The 14,384-nt window shown below is 42.0% G+C and carries 17 protein-coding genes and 1 pseudogene; 4 read left to right on the plus strand and 14 right to left on the minus strand.

Going from position 1 to position 14,384, the window contains the following annotated elements; translation table 11 throughout:
* Positions 1-34: 34 nt before the first annotated feature.
* Positions 35-316, minus strand: a complete 282-nt coding sequence (locus LC048_RS20460; protein ID WP_306048639.1) for a GNAT family N-acetyltransferase — start codon at positions 314-316, stop codon at positions 35-37.
* Between the two features lie 180 nt (positions 317-496).
* On the opposite strand from LC048_RS20460, the gene LC048_RS20465 reads away from it, so the two are divergent.
* Positions 497-1,072, plus strand: coding sequence for a hypothetical protein (locus tag LC048_RS20465; protein WP_226605744.1), 576 nt, complete (start codon positions 497-499; stop codon positions 1,070-1,072).
* 146 nt (positions 1,073-1,218) lie between these two features.
* On the opposite strand, the gene LC048_RS20470 is transcribed toward LC048_RS20465, so the two are convergent.
* The gene (locus LC048_RS20470; RefSeq protein ID WP_226605747.1) at positions 1,219-1,749 is read right to left on the minus strand and encodes a CBO0543 family protein; all 531 of its coding nucleotides are present in this window, start codon (positions 1,747-1,749) and stop codon (positions 1,219-1,221) included.
* A 404-nt stretch (positions 1,750-2,153) separates the two neighbouring features.
* On the minus strand, positions 2,154-3,125 hold the full coding sequence (locus LC048_RS20475) for a PstS family phosphate ABC transporter substrate-binding protein (RefSeq protein ID WP_226605749.1): 972 nt from the start codon (positions 3,123-3,125) through the stop codon (positions 2,154-2,156).
* A 276-nt stretch (positions 3,126-3,401) separates the two neighbouring features.
* Here LC048_RS20475 and LC048_RS20480 point away from each other — a divergent pair, with 276 nt between their 5' ends.
* The gene (locus LC048_RS20480; RefSeq protein WP_226605752.1) at positions 3,402-3,842 is read left to right on the plus strand and encodes a peroxiredoxin-like family protein; all 441 of its coding nucleotides are present in this window, start codon (positions 3,402-3,404) and stop codon (positions 3,840-3,842) included.
* Positions 3,843-5,070: 1,228 nt separating this feature from the next.
* Here the strand turns inward: LC048_RS20480 and LC048_RS20485 are convergent.
* From LC048_RS20485 to LC048_RS20500, 4 genes are all read right to left on the minus strand, one after another.
* Complete coding sequence (locus LC048_RS20485; RefSeq protein ID WP_226605755.1) at positions 5,071-5,217, minus strand: hypothetical protein; 147 nt, start codon at positions 5,215-5,217, stop codon at positions 5,071-5,073.
* 12 nt (positions 5,218-5,229) lie between these two features.
* On the minus strand, positions 5,230-5,685 hold the full coding sequence (locus LC048_RS20490; protein ID WP_226605769.1) for a DUF2269 family protein: 456 nt from the start codon (positions 5,683-5,685) through the stop codon (positions 5,230-5,232).
* A gap of 150 nt (positions 5,686-5,835) precedes the next feature.
* Positions 5,836-6,357: an ABC transporter C-terminal domain-containing protein gene (locus LC048_RS20495; protein ID WP_306048642.1), complete on the minus strand. Its 522-nt coding sequence runs from the start codon at positions 6,355-6,357 to the stop codon at positions 5,836-5,838.
* Between the two features lie 4 nt (positions 6,358-6,361).
* On the minus strand, positions 6,362-7,735 hold the full coding sequence (locus tag LC048_RS20500) for an ABC-F family ATP-binding cassette domain-containing protein (protein ID WP_306048644.1): 1,374 nt from the start codon (positions 7,733-7,735) through the stop codon (positions 6,362-6,364).
* 547 nt (positions 7,736-8,282) lie between these two features.
* Between LC048_RS20500 and LC048_RS20505 the strand changes: the two genes are divergently transcribed.
* Positions 8,283-9,044, plus strand: a complete 762-nt coding sequence (locus LC048_RS20505; protein WP_226605775.1) for a DMT family transporter — start codon at positions 8,283-8,285, stop codon at positions 9,042-9,044.
* Between the two features lie 17 nt (positions 9,045-9,061).
* Positions 9,062-9,568, plus strand: coding sequence for a cysteine dioxygenase (locus LC048_RS20510; RefSeq protein WP_306048646.1), 507 nt, complete (start codon positions 9,062-9,064; stop codon positions 9,566-9,568).
* Positions 9,569-9,905: 337 nt separating this feature from the next.
* On the opposite strand, the gene LC048_RS20515 is transcribed toward LC048_RS20510, so the two are convergent.
* The 7 genes and pseudogenes from LC048_RS20515 to LC048_RS20545 form a co-directional block, all read right to left on the minus strand.
* Positions 9,906-10,397, minus strand: a complete 492-nt coding sequence (locus LC048_RS20515) for a YehS family protein (RefSeq protein WP_226605792.1) — start codon at positions 10,395-10,397, stop codon at positions 9,906-9,908.
* 168 nt (positions 10,398-10,565) lie between these two features.
* Complete coding sequence (gene rpmG, locus LC048_RS20520) at positions 10,566-10,715, minus strand: 50S ribosomal protein L33 (protein ID WP_079504591.1); 150 nt, start codon at positions 10,713-10,715, stop codon at positions 10,566-10,568.
* Positions 10,716-10,738: 23 nt separating this feature from the next.
* The gene (locus tag LC048_RS20525) at positions 10,739-11,902 is read right to left on the minus strand and encodes an FAD/NAD(P)-binding protein (RefSeq protein ID WP_226605795.1); all 1,164 of its coding nucleotides are present in this window, start codon (positions 11,900-11,902) and stop codon (positions 10,739-10,741) included.
* 57 nt (positions 11,903-11,959) lie between these two features.
* On the minus strand, positions 11,960-12,331 hold the full coding sequence (locus tag LC048_RS20530) for a hypothetical protein (protein ID WP_226605810.1): 372 nt from the start codon (positions 12,329-12,331) through the stop codon (positions 11,960-11,962).
* A 25-nt stretch (positions 12,332-12,356) separates the two neighbouring features.
* A pseudogene (locus LC048_RS20535) lies at positions 12,357-12,607 on the minus strand (type B 50S ribosomal protein L31).
* A gap of 20 nt (positions 12,608-12,627) precedes the next feature.
* Complete coding sequence (rpsN, locus tag LC048_RS20540; RefSeq protein WP_167832349.1) at positions 12,628-12,897, minus strand: 30S ribosomal protein S14; 270 nt, start codon at positions 12,895-12,897, stop codon at positions 12,628-12,630.
* A 181-nt stretch (positions 12,898-13,078) separates the two neighbouring features.
* Positions 13,079-14,278 carry a GTP-binding protein gene (locus LC048_RS20545; protein WP_226605812.1) on the minus strand — a complete coding sequence of 400 codons (1,200 nt, stop codon included), beginning with the start codon at positions 14,276-14,278 and terminating at the stop codon, positions 13,079-13,081.
* Positions 14,279-14,384 lie beyond the last annotated feature (106 nt).

Genomic DNA, 14,384 nt, shown 5'->3' on the forward strand with positions numbered 1-14,384 from the left:
TAAAAGCCTTTGAGCTTACCCAAAGGCTTCCCCCCTATTGCTTTAAAACTTCTTTATATTCGGATTTCCTTTCAAATTCCTTTTGCGCGAAGGAACATACCGGCTCAACCTTCATGCCCTCATTTTTGACCTTCTCAACAACTTGGCGGATCAATTCCTCCGCAACACCCTGACCGCGATTCGCTGGGTCGACACCCGTATGATTAATGACAAGAAGCTCATCTCCATCACGAGTATAGGTAACTTCCCCTACCTCGAGTCCATCTGAGTCCTTCGCGACAAAACGTCCATCTTCTTCTGTATATTCAAATGACATACCGATACCTCCCGATAGTGAAAAACCGATTATCTTCCTCTTTTTCCCGCATTATGACGAACTTACTCATTTTTTAACAATTTATTTTCCAAAAATATTCAACATAGTGCATACGAGATTATAGAACAAGAGAATCTATAGATATGCAATCAAAGTCGGCTCTTAAAAGGACTGATCAATTTGGAAAATGAGCGTATAGCGCGTTTTGATAAGATTGTCAAGAAGGGGAAGGAAGGTCAAGAAGCTCTAAATGAGTATTGGTGGGAGTATTCTCTATATACCTCATTTGAGTTTTGGTTGATGGTCTTATTCCTTGTGGCCCCGCTCATCTTGCTACTATTTAAAATTAATAAGAACAAATTATTCCAGATTCTCTTTTACGGCTACAGTGTTCATATTTCTTTTGCATATGAAGATTTGTATGGGAAAAACATGGGTTACTGGAATTATCCCTTTCCCGTCATTCCCGTTTTGCCAGGACTTACACTCGACTCAAGCCTGATTCCAATAATTTTTATTTTCGTTTATCAATTCACACTAAACAATAATAAAAAATATTATTTGTATGCAACTCTTACTGCGGTAATCCTGTCCTTTGTTTTTAAACCTATGCTTGTAGGACTAGGGTTATTTAGAATGTACGGATCGATTAGCTACATTCACTTATTTCTTAGTTACTTATCGATCATAATCTATGCAAAATTAATAACTGACTTTTTTGTCTGGTTTAAAATCAGGTATAGCAAAAATAAATAATTATCTTCCATTGACCGATTTTCGTATGCTTCTTAAAAGTAGTCCTGCAATTTTGCTGCCTAAAAAGTTTCACCAGCAGTTTCTAAAAGGGAAGATAAATACGGCCTGATTCCACACAGAGAATCAGGCTTAATTTCGTTATGTAATTAACGAAAGACTGTTGACGGCACATCGAACTGATTCCATAAAAACAAGACAAAAACCGCAGAGGCAATCCAGGCAAATAGCGGGTTATGAAAATGCAGTTTTAAGATGAGGAACATAGCCGAATTGAACAGCGCAGACCACCAAATATTCCAGTCATTGAAATATCTGATCAGCTGAAAATGTAAATCCACGAGCTCATTTGCAAAATAGACAATCACCCACGCCAGATAATAAAGAGTTTTTTTCATAAAGCCATGTCTCGGGAAATGCGCTAAGTACGCCAGGCATGTCGCCGGATACTTTATCGCCATGATTGAAAAAGAAATATGGGTATTCTTAATCCCTGCTTCTTCGTCCCCGGGTGATGGAACATACCTCCACATTGGATAATGATCCGACAAAAGGTACATATAAAGAAAATCGCCGAGGATAAAAAAGAGAATGGTTGGATAATACTTTCTCCAGTTTTTCCAATCTCCCCATTTTATCAATATCCCTACCCAAATTAACCCGTATATTGTATTTACCATAATTCCGCCTCTTCTTTTTACAAATAAAGGAAATCAATTGTAGTATAACCAATATTTTAATTCTCTATTTCTCGATTAAGTATTCGAGAAATAATTAAGGTGGATGAAGGTAGAATAGCTCCCCCCTTAACACTCTTCATTCAGGCATAAAACAGCTTTTTGCGGACAAAAGATGAGGCAGGGATTGAACGCAGAGGAAAACAACAACTCGCGGAACTTAAGCTTGAATTGCTGAACGCAAAAACAGATAGAAAGCGATTCCCTGTTGGAAGCCAATGAATAGCTTCTTACTAACTAACACCCAATATTCATGGCGGCTATAAATCGACAATTACAACGGAAGTTGCAGTTATTTTTTTCAGACAAAAAAAGAATGGGGATTTCCCCCATCCTTTAAGTTTCCCTTATTTCAATTCTTGCAGTTCAGCCAATGTTGACTGGATGTCTTGATCAGAAAGAGGAGCAAAGCCTGTTTCTGCTGCTACATCCTGTGCATTTTCCATAGTGAAGATTGCATAGTCAAGCACTTGTGGCTTTTCCTTAGCCATGTTCACGTTTAAGTATGTGAATACTGGGCGTGTGAATGGAGCATAATCTCCGTCTTCCTTGATTGTTTCAAGAGAAGGTTCAACAGAACCGTTACCGAAATCAACGTTTACTGCAGACAATTTGTCTTTGTTGCTTGCATAATATCCATAGCCGAAGAAGCCGATTCCGTTCTTGTCTTTTGATACTAGGTCAACAAGTGTTGCATAGTCTTGCTGAAGGTTGATGCCTTCAACAAGGTCTTTTTCCTCAAGGATTTTTTCAAACATGAACTCATATGTTCCGTGGTTTTCGTTAGGGCCGTATGTCTTGATCTCTTCAGCCGGGAAGTCAGCGCGGACATCAGACCACATTTTCTTTCCGCCTTCAGCTAGGAAGATATCCACGATTTCTTCTTTAGTCAGTTCCTTAGCCCAATCATTGTCTTTATTAATAACGATGGTAATTCCATCTAAAGCTACTTTCATTTCTTTCACATCGATGCCTAGCTCTTCAGCTTGTGCTTTTTCTTCATCTTTGATCTGGCGTGATGCATCATTGTAGTCTGTTCCATCTTCAACCAGGAATTTCTTGAAGCCAGCAGAAGTTCCTGAGCGGCTTACTTCAACAGATACATCTTCTTGTTTATCCATATAGTTCTCAGCCATTTTTGCCATGAACGGGTATACTGTACCTGAACCATCAATCACGACACTGCCTTCAAGTTGAGTTTCAGTTTCATTAGAACCATTCGTCGCTTCTGCGTTGCTATCTCCATCTGAACAAGCTGTTCCGAAAGCCATAACACCAGCAAGCATAGTAAACATCGCTAACTTTTTAAAACTCTTCATTCCTTAATTCCCCCTAATATTATGTCCGTTGCTACAAGTACAAGATTACTAGACAGTTATTAATGTGGTTTTAAGGATTTGTAAATTCATTGAAAAGGATTGTTAAGGAATGTTAATTCTTTCATGAAAGGGAGAAGTTATATATAGTGAGGAAAAGGAGGTTTTAAGATGGACTATATTTTAGAAACAACCGATTCTGAAAAAACCATCAGTTTGGAAACAGCCATCCAGGGAAAGCCGACAATGGTCGTGTTTGTCCGCCACCTTGGCTGACCAGTGTGCCGAGCATACCTTGCGCAGTTGCGCGAGCGAATAACTGAGGTTGAAGCAACAGGCTACCAGGTCATTGCTGTCGCCCCGTCAAAAGGTTCTTTTATCAAGCAGTTTGTTGACCAGTTCGGACCTTTCCCCTTTCCTATACTCGGGGATCCTTCGAGAAAAGCATACCGCGGCATGGGTCATAAAACGATGCCAAAATGGAAGTTGCTCGCGATGGCCGGCCTCGGCTTCATTACCGGCAAAGTTAAAGACTTTATTCCGAAAAATGAAAAGCAGAAGGAATTCGTCTTGAAATCGATGAAGACACAGGATGTCTATATCCAGGGAGGAACATGGCTTTATTCAGCCCAAGGCAAACTGTTGTGGAAGCATATCGATGAATCACCAGAGGACCACGCAAAAATCGATGACGTGTTGGAGCAAATGAAAAAACGCTGATCAGCTTTCCTACGATCAGCGTTTTTTCTTATCATTTTTATCGGAAGATTGTTCAAAAAGTTGTGATAGATACCCTTTCAGCTCAAAACCTTCTTCATTCATGAATTCCTTAATTTGTTTCATCTTAATCTACCTCCATTGTTATGTTGTTAGTTATAGTATTCCCAATCTAGCAAACTTTTATTCCACCAATTTTTAGAAGTTCGTTTAGACAAAGGAAAAATTGTAATAATCGCATAATATAGTAAAGCCTTTACAATTACTCTTAGCCCTATGAACTCAAACCTGTCATAATTCCTTCGGTTTCTTGACAGCTTTTCGCTTCAGCACCTTGAACCTGTCATAATTCCTTCGGTTTCTTGACAGCTTTTCGCCTTAAGACCTCAAACCTGTCACAATTCCTTTGTTTTCTTGACAGCTTTTCGCTTTAGGAAGTCAAACCTGTCACAATTCCTTCGGTTTCTTGACAGCTTTTCGCTTCAGCACCTTGAACCTGTCATAATTCCTTCGGTTTCTTGACAGCTTTTCGCCTTAAGACCTCAAACCTGTCATAATTCCTTTGTTTTCTTGACAGCTTTTCGCTTTAGGAAGTCAAACCTGTCATAATTCCTTCGGTTTCTTGACAGCTTTTCGCCTTAAGACCTCAAACCTGTCACAATTCCTTCGGTTTCTTGACAGCTTTTGGCCTTAAGACCTCAAACCTGTCACAATTCCTTCGGTTTCTTGACAGCTTTTCGCTTCAGGACCTCGAACCTGTCACAATTCCTTCGGTTTCTTGACAGCTTTTGGCTTTAATACCTCAAACCTGTCACAATTCCTTTGTTTTCTTGACAGCTTTTCGCTTTAGGAAGTCAAACCTGTCATAATTCCTTTGTTTTCTTGACAGCTTTTCGCTTTAGGACCTCAAACCTGTCACAATTCCTTCGGTTTCTTGACAGCTTTTGGCCTTAAGACCTCAAACCTGTCACAATTCCTTTGTTTTCTTGACAGCTTTTCGCTTTAGGACCTCAAACCTGTCACAATTCCTTTGTTTTCTTGACAGCTTTTCGCTTTAGGACCTCAAACCTGTCATAATTCCTTCGGTTTCTTGACAGCTTCCCCCCCACACACTACTAAACCTGTCCGAACTTACCCTTACTTCGGACAGCTTTTCTCCTCACACCACCAAACCTGTCTGAATAACAAAAAAAGTGCCAGCCCAAAAGGCTAGCACACTCTCTCTATCATCCTACTTCACAAACACATAAGGATTTCCGCCGATGGACTTCCTCATTTCTTCAGTGATTACGATACTGGAGGCCTGTGTACCTTCAGCAGCACTTGTCGTCTGTTTCTTTTCTCCGCTTCCATCATAGAACATTGGCTTTGCTTGCATTTTCGTATCCCCCTAGAATGGTTTTGTTGACATGAGCACGATGAGCAATACTGCTGCGACATGTGCGATGCCGTTCAACTTGGCAGCTTTTTTATCCAATTGATGATACTCAGCTGGCAGTTCGCCATCATGACTGTTCATCACCATATCGACTTGCTTCTCGATTGTTTTCGGTAACATTCCTGCGACGATTGGCTGAATCAGAACGTAAATGACCAAAGATCCGATATACCATCCCTCTGACCATAGCACGGGGTTGACGATGGCCATTAAAATCCCGCTGGCTAACAAAGTCAACGACCCGACTTTGGCAAACATCTCTATTTTTTTATTAATCTCAAAACATACTTTTGCGTTCGTTACTGACTTAGCACCAAACTTGGCTACAATCGGCATACCAAAGCTCGCTCCTAAACCAACAACGGCGGCGATCACATGAACTAAAACCAATGATCCATATAAAGTCACTCTTATTCCACCTAGAACTTTTTACCTATATATTTATAACATAAATATTCCCTTTCAAGGGATAAAATCCTTATATTACTAACTTATTTATAGTGTTTTTTTACTATAACAATAAAAAGGAAGCATGAACGAATCCATGCTTCCAAACCCTTACTCACCGGCACTCAACCACATCTCCATTGCCAGCTCAAGCTCGTTATTTAATTGCTGCTTCCTGCTAAACAGCTGATCCAGTTCTTCATAAGATTTCCGGATTCCCATCACTAGATCAAGCTCGGTGATTTCTTTCTCCAGGCTTTCAATCTTTTTCAAAAGCTTTTCACCCGGGTCTGGTGAGGATAATCGCTGCACCTTTTCTGCCTTTTCCTTTAGAATCGGCATCGGCTCGACTGCTGCTCTCTCCCTTTTATAATCATCGTAATTCCCTTCATAGCTCTTCAGCCCACAATTCTCAACCGCAATCACGCGCTCCCCGATTTTATTGATAAAATAACGGTCATGAGAAATGAAGAAAATTGTGCCTTTAAAGTCGGCAAGCGCTGCCTCCAAGGTCTCAATGGATTCGATATCCAGATGATTTGTCGGCTCATCAAGGATCAGCAAATTGATATCCTGGAACATCAGCATCGCCAGCTTGAGTCTGATCCGCTCCCCGCCTGACAGGAACTTCACCTTCTTAAAGACACTTTTTTTTGTAAAACATGAATTTCGCCAGGTACTCGCGCGCTTTCCCTTCCACAATTGAGATATCTTCACGGAAACACTCAAGCACCGTCAGCTCTTCATTATTAAATTCAATCTTCTGAGGCAAATAGGCGGCCATCACATTCGCACCCAACTCGACCACGCCTGAATCCGGCTGTTCTTCACCTAAAAGCATCTTCAGGAATGTCGTTTTGCCGCTGCCATTCGGACCAACAAGGCCGACGCGCTCACCGTAATGAACCATCAAATCAGCGCCATCAAAAATCAACTGGTCTTCATAACGCTTAGAAACACCAACTGCCTTGATCGTTTCATTCCCTGATCTCATCGTATCGTTAAAATGAAGCCTCATATTCCGCCGCTCGAAAATCGGTTTATCAATACGGTCCAGCTTATCGAGCTTCTTCTGAATGCTCGCTGCACGCCTGAAAAATTTGTTATTATCCGCCCGCAACGCCCAGTCCCGCAGGCTCGTCACCTGCTTCTCCATATTGTTGACCTTTTTCTGTTGCTCACGGAACTGCTCATATTGTACCCGCATATTCTCTTCCTTTTGACTGATAAAAGAAGAATAATTCCCCCTGTAGCTAATCGTTTCCATATCCTCGATCTCGACGATTTTATTGACGACATTATCAAGGAAATAGCGGTCATGCGAGACAATCAGCACGATTCCTTTATAATTTTTCAAAAAGCCTTCCAGCCATTCAATCGACTCCATATCCAGGTGGTTCGTCGGCTCATCGAGCAGCAGGATATCCGGCTGGTGAATCAGAATCTTCCCCAATCCAACCGTTGTTTTCTCCCCGCCGCTCAGCAAATCGAAATCCCTCTGTAAAAAGCTTTCGGTAAACTTAAGCCCGGTGCAAACCTTGCTTAGTTTCTCCTCCTGATCGTACCCGCCCTTTGCCTCGTAGAGATTTACCAGATCACTATATTTATTGAGCGCTTTTTCCAAAGCACCATCCTCTAAAACCTGCATCTGAGCCTCCATTTCACGCATCTGTTTTTCAACCTCATGAACCTCTTCAAATGCAAGATTCAGTACATCGATCACTTTCAGACCGCCCGGATAGGAAGGCATTTGTTCCAGATAGGCAAACGAAGCTCCCCGAGGACGATGGACAAGCCCTTCATCATATCCCGGACTCGAGGTTTGCGGATAGCCCGGATAATAATGCATTGGTTCGATCCCGGCAATCACCTTGAGAACCGTGCTCTTACCACTGCCGTTCGCACCGACAATCCCCACTTTATCCCCTTCAAATGCCTCCAATGTAAAACTGTTCACGACCAGCGTCGCTTCCATATATTTTTTGATTCCATGCACTTTCAGTTCTAACATATCCATTCCTTCTTTCATCCATAATGAAGCTACGCTTTTTATGGACAGCACAAAGAAGAACTTATTTACTATTCAATTGTATAAGAAAAGCGGAAGCGCCTTGGTCAGGCCCGACAAGCGCTGGAGCTGGACAATTCCCGAAGAAAAAATTACTTTTCTTATATATAAACAAAAAAGACCGTAGAAATCCCTACAGTCTTGAATCAACAATTCCAGCAAGCACAAATAAGCACATGCCAAAAATCTCTATCACGATTCAGTAAAGTAAGTTATCTTCTAATTGCCGACATTCCATAAAGAGCATAACGAAATAAACCTATGCAATATAGGTACTTTTACACTCAATACAAAATCCTTATTAATAAAATTAATAATTAGCAATTAGTTGTTGGTTCCATAAACTTACTTTCCCTCCTCAGTCATTTGCTTCATTATCTCAGTTTTACATTATTTTGTAAATATTACTGGATAATCTTTCATGATTCTTCTTCCGCCAGGACAAGCATAAATTAGTAGAAAACTTGTCCGCCAGAAAGGATTCCATTCCATGATTCCGTTACGCGCTAAGCTTACCGCTTCTTTTTATGCCCTATTATCGATCAGTTTTTGGGGAGTTTCCTTCGTTTCTGCAAAAGCTGTACTCGCAAAGCTCGATCCTTACTCCTTATTGGTGCTCCGCTTTGGCCTAGGAGCTTTATTTTTATTGGTAATTTTACTGCTCAACCGTTCTCGTCTGCGGATTTCGATCGGATACATCCCACATTTGGTGGTCCTCGGAATGCTGGTCGCCATAGCAGGCGTCTTTCTTGTCACAACGACCCGGAGCGGCCATTCCTTCGAGTTCGCGATGAACTTCGGCTTCATCCTGATGATTCTCAGCACATTGAACTGGGCGATCTATTCCATCCTGCTAAAAAAGCTCCACATCCCGTATCCTGCACTCTTGGTGACTTTTTACATGAGCCTGATCGGCTTTATGCTCACCCTCCCTTTTATCATCCGCAACAAAGGCTGGGAATCTCTGCCCATGCTGACCGAGACAGAGTGGGCACATCTTTTATTCCTTGCGATATTTGTATCTGGAATTGGCTATTGGTATTGGGGAAAGGCACTGGAAGTTTTGGATGCCTCGAAAGTGTCAATGTTCTTATACCTTGAGCCGCTGGCTACGCTAATTGCCGCCATCTTTCTTTTACATGAAAAATTTATCCTCATAAGTGCGATTGGCGGAATCATAATTATTATTGGAGTGGTTATTGTCAATGGTGGTCTTGCACGTTTAGTGGCGAGTACGATTTTTAAAAAATGAAGAAGGTGGGAGTGCCCATGACTTTGAATTCTCAGGCAAAAAAACTGTTAGATTTACTAAAAAACCCTTCCAAACAAGAGATGAAGAAAGCCCTGGCGAATATCAATATGTCTGAAGAAGAGTTGAAGCCCTTTCTTCAATCGTCTTCCGGCAAGCCTTATTACCGGAAACTTCTGTACAAAACCGAGGATGTCGAGCTCCTTGTGATGAACTGGTCAGATTTAGAGTGCGCTCCGCACGACCACGGCGATTCCCATGGGTGGATCCAGGTTCTTAACGGCACTTCCATTAATTCAGTTTACGAAGTCATCGACAACAGCCTGCCAAAAGAACTGTTCAAGGAGTATCATCATCAAGGGAAATTCTTCTATGCTCCGCAAAAAGGAGTGCATAAAATGCAGGCAGACGCAGCAAAAGGGCTCGTCACTCTCCACCTCTATTCCCCTCCCATCAGCGGGATGAAAGTCTACGACCTTGAAAAATGTGCCGTCTGTGTCGTCTCCGATGACTGCGGGGCATGGTGACCAGAGGAACAGCGCCAGAAAATCAAAGAAATCCAGCTTACAAAATAAGAAAAGCACAAGCGCCTTGGTCAGCCCCGACAAGCGCTGGAGGGCCTGACAGTGAAGTCGGTCTTTGACTTCATTGGCAGGACCGAAGCGTCTCGAGGAGTTAGGAGCCGCAGCTAGACAAGCGTCTCAAGGAGTTAGGAGCCGCAGCTGGACAAGCGACTCGAGGGGCTAGGCGCTGGAGCTGGATTAAGAAAACTACATGTAGTCATCCACACTTAAATATTTTTATAATTTCCTAAGCAACAAGAAGACGGTACTCATGCTTCATGAGTACCGTCTCTTCAGATTTCTATCCGCGGAATTTCAAAGCCAGGCCCTTCAGGAAATTCCGAGCAAATTTATCGCCGCATTCCCGGTAGTTCTTGTGCCCTTCTTTTCGTAAAATCGCCCCTAATTCACCTTTGCTGACGCGGACTCCCGCAAGGTCAAAAATCTCAAGCATATCCTCGCTCGTGAGCGACAGGGCGATCTTCATTTTTTTCAAAAGCTGGTTATTCACAGTCTCTCCGGTCAGTGGCGGGGCACCAGTCTCCCCTGGACGCTTGCCTCTTTTAAAAGTAACCATCCCATTCAAGAACTGCTCCATCATTGCATTGTTGATCCTTATGTAGCCCTCTGGGACAATCTCCTCACCAAATTCATCTTCATCTACCCTCTGCAGCATCATGCGGACATCGTCCTTCGTCACGTTCACCCCGCCTAGATTGAAGATCTCTACCATATCGGTATCCTTTATATCCAAGGCGTAGCGCAAACGGATTGTTATATCATTGTTAAGCATGAAAGAGCCTCCTATAGCCGAAACAATTTTAAGCAGACTCTATTGTAGCATATGCGAAGCCAGCATTAAAATAAGGGTGAGAGCATTAAGCTTCTCCCCCTTACCAAGCCATTTTCCGGCCACTGAAAATCAGAGCGCAAAAATCAATTTAAAGACTTGCAATTCTCCTTATTTCGTCTCTCTATGCAGCGTGTATCTCTTTAAGCGCGGGCAATACTTTTTTAATTCGATCCGATCAGGATTATTCCTTTTATTTTTGGTTGTAATGTAATTTCTGTCTCCTGTTTCCGTGCATGCAAGGGTAATTTTGACTCTCATTTTTTCTTTCCTCCTAATTTCTTTTATCTATTGTGAAGTATTCTTTCGGCTGCCTGACGTGCACCAGAGATATTTCGGGCAATAGGACCAATCTCCAGTTCGGCAAGAGCTCCCATCACGTAAAGGTGAGGGCACCATTCGAGCTTTGGACTGACAATTGGATAACCACATCGGGCACATGGGAGATCAAATTTTTCTATCGCCTTGTCCAGCCATCCGCCGCCAGGGCGACCGGGCTTAAATCCTGTGGCGAAAACGATCGATTTTACGCTGACCTCTTGTTGTTCAAGTATAAGGTTAATCTCTTTCCTGTCCCCTTTACTTGCTGATTTTACCTCATCATCCACTACCTTGATCTTTTGTTCATTTTCTAGTTTCTTTAGCTTCTGGAATAGTTCCGTAGTCAGCGACCCTCTGTTCCTCGCACCGATAATGACATCCCTGCGTTTTTCATAATCGCTGATTTGACGATAGGCAGTTTGTTTCTTTGGTCCCAGCCATCCCGGATCGCTATCAAAATCGAAAACTCTGAAGGGATGCCTTTTGATTAAGGTGACACCTCCCGGATACATCGCAGCTAGCTTGATCACAAGATGCGCAGAAGTGATTCCTCCTCCTACTACGGCAATGGGAGGCTTCAGCTCCTGGATAGAGGCAGTTTTATCGAAGACATGAAAGACCTGGTTGGATTCTTCATAAAGTGCGTCTGCCCATTTAGGAATATGTAACTGGTCATTTACACTTAGTGCCAATACGATATTCCTGCCAACCAAGCTTTTACCGTCTAATGTATGAACCCTCCAGTGGTCCTTAACCTTCTCGATGTCATTGACATAACCCTGCTGCCAGGATTGTTCCAAAGCTGTCTCTTGAAAAAGATGCTGATTATGTTCATTAAAAATCTTCAGCGATGGACGCTTGTATTGACCGTAAAATTCGTTATCCTTGAGGTTCTTTTTTTTTGTAAAACTGATGAGGCTGAATGGATCGGCATCAAGGTGATGCACGAATGGAGAACGAAGAAACTTCATACCAATTAACCCAGTATTTCTTGTCCAATTAGATAAAGGTTTTTCATGCGGATCAATAATACAGAGATTACCTGGTAAAACCTTTTTGTTTTTTAACAAAAAGGTGGCGACCGTACATCCTTGTATGCCTCCACCTATTACAATCCATTCGTACACATTTATACCCTCCTGCTAAATAAAACGTAATCATTACGATTTGTAAAATAAAAAAAATCACGAATGAACTTCATTAACTGAGAAATAAAAATATTTTATTTTGTCATTAACGATCCTTCTTCTTGAAAGAACTTGTTCCGTGAGATCAACCCAAGTCATATTCTCCGATTTTTTCTCTAGCTGCTGATTGATATAATTTTCCGCTTCTCTCATTAGCGCCATCAGCTGCCCGAATGTTAAATTGAAATGCCTTGCTGCCTGTCTGTGAGGTGCATGCTTAACAAGGAGTGACATAAATTCATCAGATGTCTCAGCTTGTTGAGCCAAATCGTCTTCCAGCCGAACAACATACTCATAGACCTCTCTTTGTTCAATTGGAAGTGATTTTATTATATCTCTCGAGAGAATCTCCATTAAATGTGAATTCATATGTCCACCTCAGCTGACTTACATTTTATTTATCCTTTAAATTATACCTCTTCATAAATCTTTCAGTCCGGCCTCCGCGGTCAGAAAACTTTTGGACGCCCGTATAAAACGGATGAGTATCAGAGCTTACCTCTACTTTAATAAGCGGATAAGTGTTGCCATCTTCCCACTCGGTTGTTTGGGTCGAATTCTTTGTCGATCCTGTTAAAACTTAAAGCAGTTGTTTGTATCCATGAATACTACTTTATGATAATTAGGATGAATGTTTTCCTTCATCGTAAATTCCTCCAATCTTTCTACCAGCTGGATTTTTTCACGCCCGGAATCTGGCCTTTATGGGCGTATTCACGGAAAGCAATACGCGACATTTTGAATTTACGGAGATATCCACGCGGTCTTCCGGTCACTTCACAACGATTTTTCAAGCGAGTCGGTGCAGAATCACGCGGTAGCTTCCTCAGCGCTTCGTAATCGCCCTTTTCTTTCAGTTCCCTGCGCAGGTCTGCATATTTCAACACCAGCTCCTGGCGTTTTTTTTCTTTTACAACCTTTGATTTTTTAGCCAATAGACTCACTCCTCTCTTAAAGATAATCGTAATCATTACGATTTATAAAATAACATAAAGATATTTAATCACATATATTCAGTAAGCGCAACTCCAATAATCGCTTTGTTTTTAATTAGCCTTTAAATCCCTTTTATGAAACTTACGTCCTGCTATCACCTGTACACTGCCGAATACCATCTTAGCTGCCACTCTCCACCGGTACGGTGAAAGGCGGAAGATGATCAGGGAATTGACGCCAATCCATCAGCATTTCTTCATCTGTCACCAGACATTGATCAAGTTTACCAATAATCTCATGCACATCCATCTTCACGCCAATAAAAACCAACTCCGTCATTCGATCCCCAAATTCAATATCCCATTTTGCCAATAATTCAGGCTCTTCTTTTAAAATTTGATTTTTCTCATCCTCCGGGTAGGCGTCAATCCACTCTCCGGCAGCCTCCAGCATGATGGAAGGTCCGGCCTGGGATATTAATCCTGCTACATCATTACGGGTTGCCAGCCAGAAAAAGCCTTTTGCCCTAACAATATCCTCAGGCCATTCCTCAAGCCACCTCATCCATCTCGCAGGGTGGAATGGACGCTTCCTCCTGTAAACAAATGCAGATATACCGAATTCCTCTGTTTCGGGGACATGTTCTTCATTTAGTTCCTTTATCCAACCTGCTCCCTGGCTGGCCTCTTCAAAATTGAACAATCCCGTATCGAGAACTTCCTCCATCCTTACCCTTGAATGACTGGATTCAATGATTCTTGCACCCGGATTCAGCTTTTGCAGTACTGCCTTCAACTCAAGGTAGACATCGGCATCGACCAGATCCTTTTTGTTTAAAAGGATGACATTAGCAAACTCGATCTGATCAATCAATAAGTCGACGACCTCTCGTGTATCATTCTCATCTGTACCTTCCTTTCTGTCCAAAAGGCTTTCCCCTGAAGAGAAATCATGCCAAAACCTGTTTGCATCAACCACCGTTACCATAGTGTCGAGATTACACCACTCCGATAAATTAATCCCCAGTTCCTCATCCACATAAGTAAATGTCTGGGCAACCGGAATCGGTTCTGAAATCCCGGACGATTCAATAACGATATAGTCAACGTCCCCAGCCTTCGCCAGACGCTCCACTTCAATTATTAAATCCTCTCTTAATGTACAGCATATACAGCCGTTTTGAAGCTCGACCAGCTTCTCCTCCGTTTTTGAAAAGCCTCCATTTTTAATCAGAGCGGCGTCGATATTCACTTCACTCATATCATTTACAATCACTGCAATTTTTTTATTCTCCCGATTGTTCAATATATGATTCAGTAACGTGGTCTTTCCTGAACCAAGGTAGCCGCTCAATACAGTTACAGGGATTTTCCTGTTCATTTCTACACCTCTTTATTTATTTTGATTTTTTCACATACATGCCTTCCGCTTAGCATACTATTCAATTAGACCTCACTAATCGTAATCATTACGATTTGAGATTGAT

It is taken from the genome of Mesobacillus subterraneus (assembly GCF_020524355.2).
GTDB lineage: Bacteria > Bacillota > Bacilli > Bacillales > Cytobacillaceae > Mesobacillus > Mesobacillus subterraneus_C.